Origin of the sequence: Actinoplanes sandaracinus, assembly GCF_030009775.1 — a bacterium.
Lineage (GTDB): Bacteria > Actinomycetota > Actinomycetes > Mycobacteriales > Micromonosporaceae > Actinoplanes > Actinoplanes sandaracinus.
Genome location: NZ_JASCTH010000024.1, coordinates 20,280 through 36,855 on the forward strand (window position 1 = coordinate 20,280; position 16,576 = coordinate 36,855).

At 72.1% G+C, this 16,576-nt stretch carries 13 protein-coding genes and 1 pseudogene; 8 read left to right on the forward strand and 6 right to left on the reverse strand.

Going from position 1 to position 16,576, the window contains the following annotated elements; genetic code table 11:
* Window positions 1-269: 269 nt before the first annotated feature.
* Window positions 270-2,648, forward strand: a pseudogene (locus QLQ12_RS31560) (BTAD domain-containing putative transcriptional regulator); the annotation flags it as partial.
* 488 nt (window positions 2,649-3,136) lie between these two features.
* On the opposite strand, the gene QLQ12_RS31565 reads toward QLQ12_RS31560, so the two are convergent.
* The 4 genes from QLQ12_RS31565 to QLQ12_RS31580 all read right to left on the reverse strand — a co-directional run bounded on the left by QLQ12_RS31565 (window position 3,137) and on the right by QLQ12_RS31580 (window position 7,727).
* Entirely contained in the window at window positions 3,137-4,294 is a 1,158-nt protein-coding gene (locus tag QLQ12_RS31565; RefSeq protein ID WP_282764172.1) for a dipeptidase, read from the reverse strand.
* 198 nt (window positions 4,295-4,492) lie between these two features.
* Window positions 4,493-5,650 carry an oxygenase MpaB family protein gene (locus tag QLQ12_RS31570; protein ID WP_282764173.1) on the reverse strand — a complete coding sequence of 386 codons (1,158 nt, stop codon included), beginning with the start codon at window positions 5,648-5,650 and terminating at the stop codon, window positions 4,493-4,495.
* A gap of 117 nt (window positions 5,651-5,767) precedes the next feature.
* Window positions 5,768-6,718 carry an NAD(P)-dependent alcohol dehydrogenase gene (locus QLQ12_RS31575; protein ID WP_282764174.1) on the reverse strand — a complete coding sequence of 317 codons (951 nt, stop codon included), beginning with the start codon at window positions 6,716-6,718 and terminating at the stop codon, window positions 5,768-5,770.
* Window positions 6,719-6,818: 100 nt separating this feature from the next.
* Window positions 6,819-7,727: a glycoside hydrolase family 19 protein gene (locus QLQ12_RS31580; RefSeq protein ID WP_282764175.1), complete on the reverse strand. Its 909-nt coding sequence runs from the start codon at window positions 7,725-7,727 to the stop codon at window positions 6,819-6,821.
* A 155-nt stretch (window positions 7,728-7,882) separates the two neighbouring features.
* Between QLQ12_RS31580 and QLQ12_RS31585 the strand changes: the two genes are divergently transcribed.
* The 3 genes from QLQ12_RS31585 (at window position 7,883) to QLQ12_RS31595 (ending at window position 10,217) form a co-directional block, all read left to right on the forward strand.
* Window positions 7,883-8,374 carry an ArsR/SmtB family transcription factor gene (locus QLQ12_RS31585; protein ID WP_282764176.1) on the forward strand — a complete coding sequence of 164 codons (492 nt, stop codon included), beginning with the start codon at window positions 7,883-7,885 and terminating at the stop codon, window positions 8,372-8,374.
* A complete protein-coding gene (locus QLQ12_RS31590; protein WP_282764178.1) occupies window positions 8,371-9,249 on the forward strand; it encodes a M23 family metallopeptidase in 879 nt (292 codons plus the stop codon). The genes QLQ12_RS31585 and QLQ12_RS31590 overlap by 4 nt, the downstream gene beginning before the upstream one ends.
* Before the next feature lie 173 nt (window positions 9,250-9,422).
* Window positions 9,423-10,217 carry an SGNH/GDSL hydrolase family protein gene (locus tag QLQ12_RS31595; RefSeq protein ID WP_282764179.1) on the forward strand — a complete coding sequence of 265 codons (795 nt, stop codon included), beginning with the start codon at window positions 9,423-9,425 and terminating at the stop codon, window positions 10,215-10,217.
* Here QLQ12_RS31595 and QLQ12_RS31600 read toward each other — a convergent pair.
* Window positions 10,207-11,340 (reverse strand): acyltransferase family protein, encoded by a 1,134-nt coding sequence (locus QLQ12_RS31600; protein WP_282764180.1) that lies wholly within the window; start codon window positions 11,338-11,340, stop codon window positions 10,207-10,209. The genes QLQ12_RS31595 and QLQ12_RS31600 overlap by 11 nt on opposite strands.
* Window positions 11,337-12,371 carry an alpha/beta hydrolase gene (locus QLQ12_RS31605; RefSeq protein WP_282764181.1) on the reverse strand — a complete coding sequence of 345 codons (1,035 nt, stop codon included), beginning with the start codon at window positions 12,369-12,371 and terminating at the stop codon, window positions 11,337-11,339. Before QLQ12_RS31605 ends, QLQ12_RS31600 begins: the two co-directional genes overlap by 4 nt.
* Window positions 12,372-12,740: 369 nt before the next feature.
* On the opposite strand from QLQ12_RS31605, the gene QLQ12_RS31610 reads away from it, so the two are divergent.
* The 4 genes from QLQ12_RS31610 (at window position 12,741) to QLQ12_RS46920 (ending at window position 16,168) form a co-directional block, all read left to right on the forward strand.
* Complete coding sequence (locus QLQ12_RS31610) at window positions 12,741-13,328, forward strand: class I SAM-dependent methyltransferase (protein ID WP_282764182.1); 588 nt, start codon at window positions 12,741-12,743, stop codon at window positions 13,326-13,328.
* Between the two features lie 52 nt (window positions 13,329-13,380).
* Window positions 13,381-14,643 carry a sensor histidine kinase gene (locus QLQ12_RS31615; protein ID WP_282764183.1) on the forward strand — a complete coding sequence of 421 codons (1,263 nt, stop codon included), beginning with the start codon at window positions 13,381-13,383 and terminating at the stop codon, window positions 14,641-14,643.
* A complete protein-coding gene (locus tag QLQ12_RS31620) occupies window positions 14,640-15,308 on the forward strand; it encodes a response regulator (protein ID WP_282764184.1) in 669 nt (222 codons plus the stop codon). Before QLQ12_RS31615 ends, QLQ12_RS31620 begins: the two co-directional genes overlap by 4 nt.
* Before the next feature lie 290 nt (window positions 15,309-15,598).
* Window positions 15,599-16,168: a hypothetical protein gene (locus tag QLQ12_RS46920; RefSeq protein ID WP_328518327.1), complete on the forward strand. Its 570-nt coding sequence runs from the start codon at window positions 15,599-15,601 to the stop codon at window positions 16,166-16,168.
* Window positions 16,169-16,576 lie beyond the last annotated feature (408 nt).

Genomic DNA, 16,576 nt, shown 5'->3' on the forward strand with positions numbered 1-16,576 from the left:
CCGCCCGGCACTGAACCGCACACCGTCTGGCGCCGAGCCGGCTGACCGGTCGACGCCGCCGGACGGCTGCCGCCGGCGGCTCCCCGCGGGCGCGATCGACATAGACGGTGACGACTCCCACCCCTAGGCTGGTCCGGACACGAAGCCCGCGTCCGGCCCGGGCACGACACCCCGCGTCCGGCCCCGGGCACGACGCCCCGCGTCCGAAGGGGAGAGTGGTGCGGTTCCGGCTTCTGGGCCCGGTGGAGGCGGCCGAGGAGGACCAGGTCGTGCCGCTGGGCGCTTCCAAACAGCGACACCTGCTCGCCGCCCTGCTGTTCGACGGCGGGCATCCGGTCACCTTCGAGACCCTGATCGACCGGCTCTGGGGCGACGAGCCGCCCGCCGACGCCCGCGGCGCGCTCTACGGTTATGTCGCCCGGCTGCGCCGGGTGGTCAAGGACAGCACCGGGGTCACCCTGGTCCGCTGGTCCGGTGGCTACACACTCCAGGTCCCGGCCGGTTCGGTGGACCTGTTCCGTTTCCGTGAGCTGCTGGAGGCGGCCCGTTCCGCGGCGCCGGACGAGCGGCTGCCGGTGTTGGAGGAGGCGCTCGGCCTGTGGCGGGGCGACGCGCTGGCCGGTCTGCCCGGCGAGTGGGCCCAGCGCACCCGGGAGAGTCTGGAGCAGCACCGGCTCGCGGCCCTGGCCGAGTGGGCGCTCACCGCGGTGGCCCGGGGCCGGCACGCGGAGGCGTCCGACCGGCTGGCCGTGGCGCTGGCCCGGGACCCGCTGTGTGAGCCGTTGATCGCGGCGATGATGCGGGCGCTGCACGCCTCCGGCCGTACCGTGGAAGCTCTTGATCTCTTTGCCCGGTCGCGCAACCGGATCGTCGACGAACTGGGCGCCGAGCCCGGTCCGTTGCTGCGCGACGCGCACACCAGCGTGCTGCGGGAGCCGTCCGCCCCGGCGGCCGAGCGAAGCTCGCGGCCGTTCCTGCTGCCGCCGGACCTGCCCGACTACACCGGTTTCGGCCAGCAGGTCGCCGATGCCGCGCGGGCTCTGCGGGCCCCCGCCGCCAGCCCGGTCGTGGTGGTCTCGGGGCAGGGCGGCGCCGGGAAGACCGCGTTCGCGGTGCATGTGGCGCACGCCGTCCGTGACCACTACCCGGACGGCGTGCTCTTCCTCAACGTGGGCGGCGCCGACCCGCTGGAGCCGGGCGAGGCGCTGAGCCGGCTGCTGCGCATGCTCGGTGTCACCGACGCGGACGCGCAGGGCAACGCGGACCTGCGGGAGCGGGAGGCCCGCTATCGGGCCGAGCTGGCCGGCCGCCGGGTGCTGGTGCTCGTCGACGATGCGGTCGGCGCCCGCCAGGTCCTGCCGTTCCGGCCCGGTGACGCCGGTTCGGCGCTGCTGGTGACCAGCCGGAACCGGCTGGTCACGGTGCCCGCGACGGACCGGGTGGAGCTGGGGACGATGTCGCCCGGTGCGGCGTGGGCGCTGCTGACCAGGGTGATCGGCGCGGCGCGGACCGACGCCGAACCGCACCAGACGGCCCGCCTGATCGGCCTGTGCGCCCGGCTGCCGCTCGCGGTCCGGGTGGCCGGGGCCCGGCTGGCGGCGCGTCCGCACTGGACGGTCGGCCAGCTGGCCGACCGGCTCGACGACGAGCGGCGGCGACTCGACGAGCTGGCCGTCGACGACCTGGAGGTGCGGGCCGGGCTGGCGGTCGGCTATCGCGGTCTGAGCCCACGGGCGCAGGTGGCCTTCCGGGCGCTCGGTTGCCTGGATCCGCCGGTGCTGAGCGCGCTCACGGTGGCGGCGCTGCTCGACACCGGGCTGGACGAGGCGGACGACCTGGTCGAGGAGATCACCGACGCGCGGCTTCTCGACGTGGTGGGCACGGACGGGCCGTGCACCCGTTACCGCATGCACGACCTGGTCCGGCTCTATGCCGGGGAGCTCGCCAGGGCCGATCCCGACGGCGTCCGGGCCACCGTCACCGGGGCGCTGGCGGCGCTGTTGCGGCTGGTGGAGCATCTGGCGCAGCAGCTGCCGGTGGCCACGCCGCGGCTCTACCACCCGGCCGGGCTGCCCGAGCCGCCGGAGCACTGGGCGGCCACGATCGCCCGGGTCGATCTGGCGCGCTGGTTCGACAACGAGGAGCCGGTGCTGATCGCGGCGGTCGAGCGGGCCGCCTCCCTGGACCTGGTGGCGCCGGCCTGCGGGCTGGCCGACGCGCTGGTGTTCGCGTCGTTCGCGGCCCGGAACAACTTCGACGGCTGGGAGCGGACGCACAGCGCCGCGAGCGCCGCCGCCCGCCGGGCCGGCGACACGCTCGCCGAGGCGGCGATGGAGTGCGGTATCGGCCAGTTGCGGTACGCGCAGGACCGGTTCCCGGAGTCGCGGCGGCACTTCGAGAGAGCGGCGGAGCTGTTCGAGGCGGCCGGCCACGACCGTGGCCAGGCGGTGGCGCTCAACGGTCTCGGCACGGTCAGCCGCGAACTGGGCGAGCACACCATCGCGTTGCCGCAGATCAACCGGGCGCTGGAGATGCTGGACCGGCTCGGCGACGACGCCGGGGCGGCACACGCGCACTACAGCCTCGGTTTCGCCCACCGCGAGCTGGGCGACGACGACCGCGCGCTGGAACACTTCGAGTCCGCCCTCGCCCTCTACCGCAGGCTCGGCCACCGGCGCGGCGAGTTGATCGCGATCCGCGGCATGGGCCTGGTGCACCGGGCGCGTGGCGAACTCGGCGAGGCGGCCGGGCACTGCACCGCCGCGCACACGATCGCGACCGGCATCGGGGACACGCATCTCGCCGCGTACACCGCGCAGGCGCTGGCCAAGGTGTGGATCCGGGAAGGCGACCCGGACCGGGGGCTGGAACCGCTGCGGGTGGCGCTGGCGGCCACCACCGGACGGCACGACGGGCACGGGACGGCCCTGGTCACGCGCACCCTCGGGGAGCTGCATCTGGCGGCCGGGCGCCTGGCGGAGGCGGCCGAGTGGCTCACGTCGGCGGCGGCCCAGTGGCGGGCCATCGGCATGGACCTCGGCTGGGCGCGCACACTGCGCGATCTCGGCGCCGTCCGCTGCGCGGCCGGCGATCACGCGACGGCGCACGCCCACTGGTCCGCCGCCGCTGAGATCTTTCAAACCCTCGGGGTACGGGAGAACGACGAGCTGACCGCCTGGCGCGCGAGGTTCGGTTGTTCCTGCGAGCCGGCGAAGGTCTCGGCGGCCCGCAGCACCCGCAGCACGTTGCCGCCGGCCAGCGCGGCCAGTTCGGTGTCCGACCACCGGCGTGCCGCCAGCTCGCTGAACAGCCGGGGATAACAGGACACGTCGTCGAGGCCCGCGGGTGTCTCGTCGCAGCCGTCGAAGTCGCCGCCGAGCCCGACATGCGCGATGCCGGCCGTCTCGCGGACGTGTTCGACGTGGTCGGCGACCTGCTCCACGGTCACCGGGGGCGGCGGCCCGTCCGGGTCGCGGGTCCAGGCCCAGCGCTCGGCGGAGAGGAACGCCGGCACGAACGTCACCATGCAGACCCCGCCGTTGCCGGGCAGCCGGGTGAGCACGTCGTCGGGCACGTTGCGGGGATGCCCGCAGAGAGCCCGGGCCGACGAGTGACTGAAGATCACCGGCACGGCGGTGGCGGCCAGGGCGTCGCGCATCGTGGTGTCGGCGACGTGCGACAGGTCGACCAGCATGCCGATCCGGTTCATCTCGGCGACCACCTCGCGGCCGAAATCGTTGAGCCCGCCGAGTCGCGGGGTGTCGGTGGCGCTGTCCGCCCACGCGACGTTCCGGTTATGGGTCAGGGTCAGATACCGCACGCCCAGCTCGCCGAGCATGCGCAGGACCGCGAGCGAGTCGCAGATGCTGTGCCCGCCCTCGGCGCCGATCAGCCCGGCGATCCGCCCGGACCGGAACGCCCGATCCACACCGTCGGCCGTGGCGACCAGTTCGAGCCGGCCGGGATACCGCCGGTGCATCGCGTGGACCAGGTCGATCTGCTGGAGGGTGCGCACCACGGCGGCGGCCGGAGGCAGGTCGCCCGGCACGTACACCGACCAGAACTGGGCGCCCACCCGCCCGGCCGCCAGCCGTGGCAGGTCGGTACGGGTCAGCGGCTGGTGCCGGTCCAGGGCGAACTCCTCCAGCTGTTCCGGCGAGACCGCGATCCCGGACAGGGTCCGCAGCGAGTCGGGGAGGTCGTTGTGCCCGTCGATCAGCGGGTTCTCCGCCAGCAGCCGGGCGACCCGGTCGCCGGGCCCCTCGTCAGCCGCTGACTCGTCGATCGGCCACATCCGTTGGTCACACCCTGGTCAGGTCGATGCAGAACGCGGAAGGTGCGGGATCCCCCCTTTGTTACCGATCCCGCACTTCCCGCGTTCTGAGGCGAGGAACCTCGAAGTGGGCGCCCGCCAGCGCGCCGCGTCGCCGTCGGTGTCCGGCGCCGTCCCTACCGTGGCAGCCGCACCTGCCGTCTTTCTGGCACGTTTCTGTCAGCTCCGCAGCGTGGCTCCCCAGCGCCGGAACTGGGCCTCGGCCTGGCGTTCGGACCGGGCCAGCAGACGCGCCCGGCCGCCGGGCAACCGGCCCAGCCCGTGGCTGACCAGCAGGTTGGCGGCGACCCGGGCCAGGCCGTACCAGGGCGGGCGGTAGGGCAGGCCGAGATCGCGCATCGCCGCCGGGCCGAGCAGCCAGCAGCTCACCGACAGGGCCCGCTCCCGCTCGTAGAGCCGCCGCCGGCCGTCCGTCACGTCGTCGGTCATGTGAATGAGGGCGCGGGCCAGGGCGACGCTGTTGCGGTCGGGCGGCGGATCGTGGGCGAGGAAGTGGTAGAGCAGGCGGCGGCCCCGCCGTTCGGTGTGCGGCAGCCACTGTTCGTCGACGCCCATCAGCCAGCCGACGTAGCTCCACAGGTGCATGACCGCGGCCGCGTCGGCGCGGGACACCCGTACCCCGAGAAGCCGCAGGTGGAGAAGGAAGCTGGTACTGAAGACGCCCAGGGTGCTGGCCTGGTCGTACTGGTTGACCGGGAGGCCGCGCAGCGCCCTGTCCCAGGTCGGGTCGGCCTCCAGCCGGGCGTTGACCACGGCGTGCATGACCCGGACGTGCAGGGTGAGGCGGAATCCCTCGCCGTCGGGCGCGAGCCCGCCGGGGGCGGTGACCGCGCGCCACCAGAGCGAGGTCTCCTGAATCCGCCGCAGCGTCTCGCCACCGGCCAGCCGCCCGGTCCGGACCAGTGGCTCCAGGGCGGCCGACGTACGGTAGCCGCCGAGCAGCGAACCGTAGGCGAGGACCAGGCCGGCGTCCATCCCGAAGGCCCGGCACGCTTCGGCGCCCCGGGCGAGCAGACCGTCGTCCACCCAGGACGGCCGCCGCGACACCGCGTCGAAGAACGCCCGCACCGGCTCAGGGGCGTCGGCGGCCGGACCGGCGACGAGCGCCCGATGCAGTTCGCCGGGGCGCACGGCCCGGACCAGCTCGGCCGCGAGTTCGTCGCGGCGCAGCAGACCGGCCGCCAGCGCGGCCGACTCCGCAGGGGTCGGGTCGGCACCGGGCCCGGCGACCAGCCGCAGCGGCCGGGCGGCCCGCTCGGACCATGTCCGGTCGGCCGCGAACCGGCTGGGCACCCGCGGATCGGTGTGCGTGTTCATACTCCGACGATAGATCGCCGTCGACCCACCACGGGGGCTCGAATCGGCGGCTTCCGGCGGCCACCTGGGCGACCCGCGCGCTGACGAATGGTGACCATCGCCCGCGCCGATCACGTCCTACCCGGCCACGACGACCTTGCCGAGTGCCCGGCCCTCGCCGACGTGGGCGAGGGCCTCGGGCACCTCGTCGAGGGTGAAGGTGCGATCGATGTGCACGGTGAGATCGCCCGACACGCAGAGATCCGCCACCGGCGCGAATCGGGCCGGCCCCGCCTTGACCACCAGCACGCCCAGCCTGCGGCCCGTCACCAGGCCGGTCAACGTCCCGGCGGTGAGCACGCGCAGCAGGGTCGGCACCGATCCACCGACACACCGGTACCGACCGCCGCCCGCCAGCGACCGGCGGCAGGCGGACACCGACCGGTGCGCGACCAGATCGAGGACGAGGTCGTACGGCCCGTGACGGGTGAAGTCGTCCCGGCGGTAGTCGAGCACGTGGTCCGCGCCGAGTGACCGCATGAAGTCCAGTTTGCCCGCGTTGTCCACGCCGGTCACCTCGGCGCCGAGCCGCTTGGCGAGCTGGATCGCGAAGGCGCCCGAACCCCCGCCGGCCCCGTTGATCAGGACCCGCTGGCCGGGCCGGGCGCCGTCGACGCCCTGCCGGGCGATCACTCCCGCCTGCGGGATCGTGGACGCCTCGGCGAAGCTCAGGGCCGTGGGCTTGTGCGCGAGCACCCGCGCGGGAGCGACGGCGTATTCGGCGAAGCCGCCCTTGAGGTCGAGGTTGTCGCCGTACACCTCGTCACCGCTCGTGAAGGCGGTGACGCCCGGACCGACCGCCTCGACCCGCCCCGCGATGTCGGAGCCGAGCGTGCGGCGCGCCGGCGTGCGCAGACCGCCGATGCGGGAATATGCCGGCGACCCGCGCAGCGTCTCCCAGTCGCTCAGGTTGACCGAGGTGGCCACGACGCGGAGCAGCACCTGCCCGGCTGCCGGAGACGGCACGGGAACGTCCTCGACCCGCAGCACGTCCGGGTTCCCGTACCGGTCGTACACGACGGCTCTCATCCCTTGGTGGTAGCAGGCGGGAACAACCTCGGTCAGCGAGCGGGAACAGCCGCGGGGGCGCGGCCGACGGCCGTACCCCCGCGGCTGTTCGATCTTTCTCTCAGCAGGAGAGATTGCCGCCGGGAGCGACGCCCAGGATGCCGGTGAACCGGTGGTAGGCGTTGATGCGGCTCTGCACCTGGGCGGGATTGCCGCCGTTGCACTCGAGCGAGCCGTTGATGCTGCGGATGGTCTCGCCGAAACCCCGGCTGTTGACCATCGCGTCGTGCGGGGTCATCGTGCCCGGTCCGCGCTGGGTCATCCAGTACCAGATCGCGGTCTGGTAGGCGACCGAGGACTCGTTCTTGACCCGGTCCGGATTGTTCAGCAGATCGATGCCGAGCGCGTCGCCGGCCGCCTTGTAGTTGAAGTTCCAGCTCAGCTGGATCGGCCCGCGACCGTGGTAGGCGCTCTGCCCGGCCGGGCACCCGTACGGCTGGCTACGGTCGCAGTAGAGCGGCCAGTTCGCCTGGTTGATCTCCTCGACGTAGACCAGGCCGCCGGACTCGTGGTTGACGTTCGCCAGGAAGGCCGCCGCCTCCTGCTTGCGGACCGTGTCGCTGCCGGTGGCGGTGAACGCCGGGAACTTCTTGATCGCGTCGATCAGGCCCGCGTACGAGTAGAACGGGATCCGGTTCGGGAACATCTGGTGGAACTGCGCCTCGCTGACCGGGAAGGAGCCTGATCCGCCACCCGGAGGCGGTGTGGTGCCGCCACCGCAGGCGCCGTTGTCGCTCCACACTCCGGAGCCGCCGGCGCTGGGCGCCTCACCCTGGGTCCACCACTTGGCGGTCCAGTTGTGGCTGTTGAACGAGGCGCGGGTGCCGCCGGTGTAAACCGTCGAGCTGTGGTACGCGGCGGCGCAGGCCTCAGCCGCGTTGGACGCCGTCATGGGCAGGATCGCGGTGGCGGCGCCGGCCACGGCCACGCCGACCGCGGCCACCATCGACAGAAGACGTTTTCTGGGCATGGCTCACCTTCCGTACGCCGGGGGACGTACTGGAATGAGGGGGACGAGAGGTACATCGACTCAACTAGATCCCCCGGCCCCGCGTCAAGCTATCTGTAAAGAAACCTCAAAATTTTCTCTCTTACGCTTTTACGTAATTACGTTATAGTGGGCGAGTGAATGACGCCGATCGTCTCGCCGCGCTCGAACGACGCGTGGCCGCTCTGGAGAAGAGATCGCAGGTCCCGCCCTCCGTGCCCGACGAGGAGGTGTTCTGGGCGCTCGACGGCCTCCTGGCCCGGGTGGGCGACCCCGGCGCCGTCCTGATCACCGGCCACGTGACGCTGCCCGACGGCCGGGTCGCGCGATGGCAGGAGAGCGCCGGCACCGCGGACCTCCTGGACGGCGACTGGTCCCAGCACGTCGCCTCGCTCGCCGCGCTCGCCCACCCGGCCCGGATCCGCCTGCTCGGCGAGGTGCTCCGCGGCGCCGCCACCGCGAGCGACCTGACGCGGATCGACGGCATGGGCACCAGCGGGCAGGTCTATCACCACCTGCGCCAACTGGTCGCCGCGGGCTGGCTGCACACTCTGGGCGGAGGCCGCTACGAGGTTCCCGTCGCCCGCGTCGTCCCCCTCCTCACCACACTTCTGGGAGCCCGCCGATGAAAAACCCGCAGGTGAAGCGCGCGATCGCCCGATGGCAAACCTGGTGGATACGGCTCTTCGTGCTCACCGTGCTCGTTTCCACCGTCGTGCCTCTGCCCGTTCCCCGGCCGTGGGATCTGGCGCTGACGGCCGTGCCGCTCGTGCTGGCCTTCGTGCGCGCCCCGCGCTCGCCGAGGCCGGCGGTCGATCTGGCGCCACCCGTGCACGGCCGCTGGGTGGCGCTCAACAGCCCCGGCACCGCCGTCCCCAGCCACGGCGTCCGGGCGTACGGCCAGACCTACGCCGTCGACCTGCTGCGGCCCTCCCCCGGCGCGCCGGCGACGATCGGCTGGTCACTGCGCACCCGCCCGCCGGAGTCGTACCCCTGCTTCGGCGCCCCGGTCCTCGCCATGGCGCCGGGAACGGTGATCCGGGCGACGGACACCCAGCGCGACCACCGCAGCCGCGACACCTGGCCGGCGCTGCTCTGGATGATGACGGTCGAGGCCTTCGCCCGGGAACTGGCCGGCGTGTCCCGCATCCTCGGCAACCACGTGATCGTCGAGCACGACGACGGCACCTGGGCGGCCTACGCCCATCTGCGCCACGGTTCGGCCCAGGTCCGCCCGGGCGACCGCGTCACCGCCGGCCGGCAGCTGGCGGAGGTCGGCAACACCGGGAACACCTCCGAGCCGCACCTGCACGTTCAGCTCATGGACGATCCACATCCGCCCGCCGCCGCCGGGATCCCGATGCGCTGGCCGGCTCTGATCACCGACGGCGACGACCGGGACCCACGCTGGGCCACCGGCGAGCCCAAGCCCACCGCCCAACCCGGTTTCCCGCAGAACGGCCAGGTCCTCGAGGTGGTCCAGCCGCGCGCCTGTCGTCACTGACGCCGCTTGACCGAATACTCGGCGTCGCCGATCGACGACGATCGTCGCACCCTCTGTGGACCTTGGCTGGCGACAGTCCAAGCACACGGGGGAAGTGGCATTCATGAGTTCTTTGAGCAGGCGGGACGCGCTGCGCGCGGGCGTGGTGTCCACACCTGCTGGTCAGCGTCTACGTGCCCGGCACCACCGGCCCGTCCACGCGCCACCCGCACACCCTGATGGAAACCTACCTGTCCCACGCCGGCGACTTCGCCGCCGACGACGCGAGCACCGACTATCCGCTACGGCCCGACGGATGGTTCTTCCTCAGTGGACTCGACGTCGTCAGCGCGAGCGCCACCGGAACCATCGTGGCGTTCGGTGACTCGATCACCGACGGGTACTCGTCGACTCCGCTCACGAACCGCCGGTACCCGGACTACCTCGCGCGCCGCCTCTGGACGGCATCCTCCGGCGCGCCGGCACTCGGCGTCGTCAACGCCGGCCTGGCCGGGAACTCGGTGCTCGTCGACGGAGGAGCCGTGACCGGCCTCAGTGCCGTCAAGAGATTCGCGCACGACGCGCTCAGCCATCCGGGCGTCAAGGGCGTGATCCTCATGGAGGGCGTCAACGACATCAACACCACGCGCAATCCACCGGTCACCTCCTGGGACCTCCGCGCCGCACACCAGACGATGATCGACGCGGCGCACGCCACCGGGGTCAAGGTGTACGGCGGCACGCTCCTGCCGTACGGCGGATCCCTCCAGCGCACCCCGGCCCGGGAGGCCACCCGGCAGGCGTTCAACAACTGGATCCGCACCAGCGGGGCGTTCGACGGGGTCGTCGACTTCGACGCCGCCCTGCGCGATCCGGCCCACCCGTCGGCCATGCTGCCGGCGTACGCCCACTCCGACAAGCTGCACCCCAACGATGCCCGCATGCAGGCGATGGCCAACGCGGTCGACCTCACGATGATCACTTCCTGAGCGACTCGGCCCGCCGGAACAACAGGCAGAGGGCGGCCAGGACGACGGTGACCACAGGCAGCCAGAGCAGCCGGTGCGTCATCCAGCCGGCCGCGTCCGGCGGGCCGATCAGACCGGCGGGAGCGCTGGCCAGGGCGTGGCCGAGCACGGCGACGCCGAGCAGGGCGCTCTGGTGCCACAGGAAGATCGTCATCGCCGTCAGGTTGAGGCCGGCCACGGCCGCCCACCTGCGGGGGTGGCGCAGCCAGCGGTCCAGGCGCGCCCACAGGAGCAACGCCAGGCCGATCTGCGCCGCCGACAGCGCGGCGGTGAGCAGCGACGGCGGGTCGAGGTTCGAGCGGCCGTCGCCCGGAACACCGACCAGACTCGCCGGATAGCCCGCCGAGATCAGCCACGCGCCACCGGCCAGACCCGCCAGCAGCAGGCCCCGGCCCCAGCCCGGTCCGGCGAGCCGGCCCCGCGCCGCGGCCGCTCCGAGCACGTAGGGCACCAGCCAGGCGGTCACACAGTTCAGGTACGCGGGCCAGCCGGGCATCGTCGGCCACAGCAGGTACCGCAGCGCGTCCATCGTGATCAGCGCGCCGAGCGGCAGCAGGGCGGCCGCGGCGCCGAACCGGTCGACGGCGCCGAGCACCGGCGAGGTGAGGGGCAGCAGCAGGGCGAGCACCAGAACGAACCACAGCGGGCTGACCGCGATCGTGCCGACCGTGTGGAGGGTCCACGGGTCGGTGGCGGCGTGCCGGAGCGCGGTGAGGATCAGCAGCCACACGCCGAGGAACACGGCTGCCGGCGGCAGCAGCCGGCGCGCCCGGCCGGCCAGCCAGGACCGGGCCGAACCGCCACGCTGCCGGGCCCGGCCCAGGCCGCGGGCCGCGGCGAAGCCCGCGACGAAGAAGAACAGGCCGAGCGTCTGCAGCACCCAGGTCAGCGGGGTGAGAGCCGGCATTCCGGTCAGAGGGCTGGCCTGGTGGAGATCCCCGCCGGGGCCGATGGTCAGGCCGGTGACGAGCCAGTGCCCGGCCACCACACCGAGCATGGCGATCACCCGGAGCCCGTCGACCACCCGTTCCCGCTCCGGCGGTGTGCCGGCGGCGATCCGGTCCGCCCACGCTGCCGTGATCATCGCGGATCACCCGCCGGGGCCGAGCCGATCGACGCCATCGCCCGCAACGCCGCCGAGCCGGGCTCGAAGTAACCGTCGTGACCGTCGACGTTTCCGCACGGCAGCGGCATCGCGCCGAACGCCGGATCGATCGGCAGCCGGCCGTGCCCGGCGCCGAACAGGCGTACGCCCGGTAGCCTCCGGGTCCAGTCACCGGGTGCGGTGCCCGCCCAGACGCGGGCGGACGTCCGCAGGTCGGCGGCGCTGTCCGCACCCATGCCGGGACTGCCGAGGGCCACGATGTCGGTGACCTGATCGTTCAGGCCGTGGGCGGCGACACCCACCACCGTGGAGCCGTAACTATGGCCCACCACCGTGATCGCGAGCTCGGGACGGCCGACGGCCAGCGCGTCCACGAACCGGTCCAGGGCTCGCGCGCCGGCCGTGGCCCGCTCCTCACGGAACGCCTCCCGGCGTACCCCCTCGGGTGAGTCGTAGCCCAGCCAGACGACGACCGCGACGTGCGCGCCCGGCCGGTCGGCGCGCATCTGTTCGTAGAGCCGGCGGCCCTGCAGCGACGGCGACCGCCGGCGCACCTCGCCGTGGCCGGTGTCGAAGTTGCCGAGGGTGTCATCGACGCCCGGAACCAGGACGGTGACCCGGGTGGCGCTGTGCAGATCGCCGAGCACCTCGGCGATCCGGCCGTCGCCGCGCGGGTCCAGGGCGAGGATCTGCCGGCCGGCCCACCGCGGGCTCTGCCGCTGGTTCGCCTCGTAACGCAACTCGATCGGTGCGCCGTCGAGATTGCCGACGACGCCGGGATGGGCGCGCGCCAGTTCGTCGGCCCGCCCGTCCGGCAACCCGGCGAAGAACGCGGCCACCCTCTCCGCCGGCGCGGCGCTCAGATCCGGGAGGCGCGCCGGGTCGGCCAGCCACGCGTCCTGTCCCGCGGGCGTCTGTGCCGGGCTCGGCTGGGCAGGTCCGAAAAGGTACGCCCCGGGCACCCCCACGGTCATGGCGAACAGTGCGGCGATGAACCGCTTCACAGTCATCGGATCAATTCCTCCGGCCTCTTCTGATGAAGACGAAGGTAGGCGCGGAATGGATTGGTGTCGTCCATCCACAGAGGGGTCGGGCCCGTAGTACTTCAGAGTTAGGGGTTTGCATAGACCGCTCTGAGCTGGGGTTTATGACGGTCCGGAGATCGTACTGGAGAGTGACGACGCGAGATCAACCGCTGCATATATTCGTTGCCGAACCATTCGCCAGAAGGAGGAAGCTTGACGCATTCATCGGCGGCCGCGAGATCGTCGCGTGCGCACATCACCCTGCAGCACGTCTCCTCTCTGTACCGCAAATATCAGGACGACCTCCGCACGGTACGAAAAGAACAGCGCGAATTGCGGACCACGTGTCCGGGGATGAGAACTCAACTCGACGATCTGGAGGCGGAGATCACCTACCTGCTGATGCGGGAGGAGCGGCCCGCGACCGTGGTGGAGATCGGATCGCTGCACGGCTGGTCCACCACGTGGATCCTGCGGGCGCTGCGCGACAACCGGGCCGGCACGCTCGTCACCCACGACCTGATCGACAACGCCCGGCGCAACGTGCCCGCCGAACTCGCCGACGGACGCTGGACGTTCGTGCCGGGCGACGCCCGGGAGACGCTACGCGGCCACCGGCACAGCATCGACCACCTCTTCATCGACGCCGCGCACACCGCGTCCTTCGCCCGCTGGTTCGTCGGCGATCTCTTCCCGACGGTCCGGGCCGGGACCACGGTGAGCGTCCACGACGTCTTCCACGGACGCCGGCCCTGGCCGGTCAGCGAGGGCCGGGTGGTGCTGTCCTGGCTCGCGGACAACGACGCCGGATACTTCACCCCGTCCCGCCTCGCCGCCGCGACCGTCAACCGAGAGCTCAAGGATCTGAAGCAGCAGCTCGGCCTGCTGAGCCCCGTCCACGACGGCCGCGACGATCCCATGCTGTTCTTCCGGATGCCGTGAACTCGCGGCCGGGTGCTTACATGACAGGGCTGACATCGATCTGGAGGTACGGGTGGCGCCTTCCTTCCGCGCCGCGGGCACGTCCGTTCGGCGGCTGTTCGCCCTGTCGGCGCGCCCGGAACGCGCCGACCCGAAACGTCCCACGCTGATGCGGGGGCTGCGGTTCATCGGGGTGTCGCTGCTGGCCCTGTACTCGGCCGCCCTCGGCATCGGTGTGCTCGCCGAGACACTGCCGCAGAGCACACCGGTGATCGTCCTTCTGGCGGTGGCGCAGGCCGTGCCGGTCGTTCTGCTGATCTACCGGCCGATCGCCGCATGGTGGCTCTCGCTGCTCGCCGCGCTGCCCTATCTGATGCTGATCGGTCTCTCCACCGGGCCGGTGGCGGTGGAGGCGCTCTGGCCGTGGAGCCCGGCCGGGATCCTCGCGCACTTGTTCGTCGGACTGGTGGTGGCCTACCAGGCGCCACCGCCGGTCTATCTGGCCCAGTGGCTGATCACGGCCGGCGTGGCCGCCGCCGCGGAGGTGTTCTTCCCCGGGCAGACGCAGATCAACACCGGTCTGGTGCTGTCCGGCTTGTACGCCGTCGGGCTCGCCGGCATCGCGATCGCCCGCTGGCTGCGTGACGTCCGGCGGGAACTACGCCATCAGGTCGGCCTCACCGAGCAGGAACGCCTCCAGCGGAGCGTCCTGGAGGAACGCACCCGGATCGCCCGCGAGTTGCACGACGTGGTCGCCCACCACATGTCGGTGATCGCGGTCCAGGCGGAGGCCGCGCCCTACCGGGCGAGCGCGCTGGACCCGGTCGCGGCCGAGAGCTTCACCTCGATCCGGCAGAACGCGCTGGCGGCGCTCACCGAGATGCGGCACATTCTCGGCATGCTCCGCTCCGATCACGACAGCGATGTCCGGTACGCTCCCCAGCCGACCCTGGCCGACCTGGATCAACTGTTCGGCAACTGCCGCAGTGCCGGGCTCACCCTGACGACCGGCATCCGGGGCGACGTGCGGGCCCTGCCGGAGCAGGTCGAGTTGATCGCCTACCGGGTGATCCAGGAGGCGCTGAGCAACGCGATCCGCCACGCGCCCGGCGCCGACGTCGAGATCGAGATCGAGTACGGCCGGGCCGACCTCAGCCTGCGAGTCTCCAACAGCCCCTCCCCCGCCACCGGCCGGCACTCCCCGGTGGCGGGCGCCGGTCACGGCCTGACCGGCATGCGGGAACGGGCGGCCGTCCTCGGGGCGAGGCTGCGGGCCGGACGCCGCGACGACGGATGGTACGAGGTCACCATGTCGCTGGCCGTGGCGGACCGATGAGCACCATGCCGATCCGGGTGCTGGTCGTCGACGACCAGCGCATGCTGCGGGAGAGCTTCGCCGTCCTGCTCAACGTCCAGCCGGACATCGTGGTCGCCGGCGAGGCCTCGAACGGCGAGGAGGCCGTCCGGCAGGCGCGGGACCTGCTCCCGGACGTGGTGCTGATGGACGTGCGGATGCCGGTCCTGGACGGTCTGGAGGCGACCCGGCGGATCCTGGCGCACACCCCCGCGATCAAAGTGCTGATGCTGACCACCTTCGACGAGGACGAGTACGTTCACGAGGCGATCCGGGCCGGCGCGAACGGCTTCCTGCTCAAGGACTCGTCGGCGCACCAGCTCGCCGACGCCATCCGCACCACCGTGTCCGGCGGCGCCGTGCTCGCGCCGTCGGTGACGAAGCGGCTGATGGACGACTTCTCCCAGCGGTCGGCCGCGCCCCGCTCGCCGTCCGGCCGCCTGGCCGCCCTGACCAACCAGGAGATCAAGGTCCTCGGTCTGGTCGCCCGCGGCATGTCGAACGCGGAGATCGCCATCCACCTGACCGTCGCCGAACAGACCGTGAAAACCCACGTCAGCCGCATCCTGATGAAGCTGGGCCTGCGCGACCGGACCCAGGCCGCCGTCCTCGCCTACGAGACGGGCCTCGTCGTCCCGGGCCGCTAGACCAGCCGGCCGCCGAGATGCACGACTACGGTGGCCAGTCCCGGAAACCGGACGGCACAGGCCGCCGCCGCTGTCGCCGCCAATCAGCGTGCCCATGCTGCTGACCGGGCCTGGGCCGCCGCACAGAAGGCGCGGGCCGCGGCAGCAGCCGCCGACGCGGCGGCGGACAAGGCCGAAGCGTCAGCCGAGATCGCGGTCAACGCCGCGGCTGCGGCACGGCAGTCCGCGGCGGGTATCGCCACTATCACCGCCACCCACAACCACCCCTTCTTGGTGCCAAGCCTGTCCGAGTGGATCGAAGCCGAAAACTCGCACCCCAGCAGTGGCTCCGCACCAGCGCGGGCACTCAGGCGCAGGTTTCCGCTGTTCGGCACCACGCCGCACAAGCCGTCGTTCACAACCTCACCGTCGCCGACATCCACACGTACTACGTGGTCGCGGGCACAGCCCCGGTCCTGGTGCACAACATCGGCTGCGGCGACTTCCTGAAGAAGAAGGAGGGCGACGACCCCGACACGGTCAGGCACAACAACCTGGTCGAGGAGCGGTGGAGGCACACATTCGACTCGCACGGGCATGAATGGTTCGGGTATCCCGACCGTGAGAGCATCCCCAAGGACCGGATTCCGCTGCTCCGCAAGGAGTGCGAGGATCTGGTCGAGGACGCCGAGCCGCGCCTGCGGGCGGCGTTGCGGGCGGCCGGCACGGGTGAGCAGGTGCGGTGGCGCCGAGGAACCTTCTACTCCGGGTGGTTCCTGGCGGAGGCCGAGGCCCGGGAGGTCTTCACGGCCCGGTGGGCGGACGCCTCCACGCTCGTCGGCGAGGTGTTGCAGAACCGTCCCGATGCCGGAGCGGCGTAAGGGTTCAAACACTCACTGAGGGGACGTCTTGCTCACCTTGCGCGAAGGGCGGATCGCATATCGGTCCGCCCTTCACTCTGCATTCAACTGGTGATCGACAGCCACGACCAATCGAGGACGACATCCCCGAAGTAGCCCAAGCCCGCCGGCTCGGCCCCCGCCTACCTGGCGTCCGCGACATCTACAGCCACGTCACCCCCAGGATGGTCGCGGCATCACCAACAGCCTGCGCAGTCGATGGCAAGCCACCCACACCGCCACCAGCCGACACCGCCGCCTTCACGCGGTCTGACCCAACCAGCCCGTAGCAACATCAACCCACTCCAGCGGCCACCGGCATCACGGGCACCGGCACGGTCAGCCACTGACATTGATCTTGCGCTCCCCGGCTGGTCACACCGCAAGGAC

Excerpts from the sequence above, each read along its gene's own strand:
- QLQ12_RS31565 (WP_282764172.1), bottom strand. The coding sequence starts at position 4,294 with ATGTGGCCGATCGACGAGTCAGCGGCTGACGAGGGGCCCGGCGACCGG.
- QLQ12_RS31570 (WP_282764173.1), bottom strand. The coding sequence starts at position 5,650 with ATGAACACGCACACCGATCCGCGGGTGCCCAGCCGGTTCGCGGCCGAC.
- QLQ12_RS31575 (WP_282764174.1), bottom strand. The coding sequence starts at position 6,718 with ATGAGAGCCGTCGTGTACGACCGGTACGGGAACCCGGACGTGCTGCGG.
- QLQ12_RS31580 (WP_282764175.1), bottom strand. The coding sequence starts at position 7,727 with ATGCCCAGAAAACGTCTTCTGTCGATGGTGGCCGCGGTCGGCGTGGCC.
- QLQ12_RS31590 (WP_282764178.1), top strand. The coding sequence starts at position 8,371 with ATGAAAAACCCGCAGGTGAAGCGCGCGATCGCCCGATGGCAAACCTGG.
- QLQ12_RS31600 (WP_282764180.1), bottom strand. The coding sequence starts at position 11,340 with ATGATCACGGCAGCGTGGGCGGACCGGATCGCCGCCGGCACACCGCCG.
- QLQ12_RS31605 (WP_282764181.1), bottom strand. The coding sequence starts at position 12,371 with ATGACTGTGAAGCGGTTCATCGCCGCACTGTTCGCCATGACCGTGGGG.
- QLQ12_RS31610 (WP_282764182.1), top strand. The coding sequence starts at position 12,741 with ATGAGAACTCAACTCGACGATCTGGAGGCGGAGATCACCTACCTGCTG.
- QLQ12_RS31620 (WP_282764184.1), top strand. The coding sequence starts at position 14,640 with ATGAGCACCATGCCGATCCGGGTGCTGGTCGTCGACGACCAGCGCATG.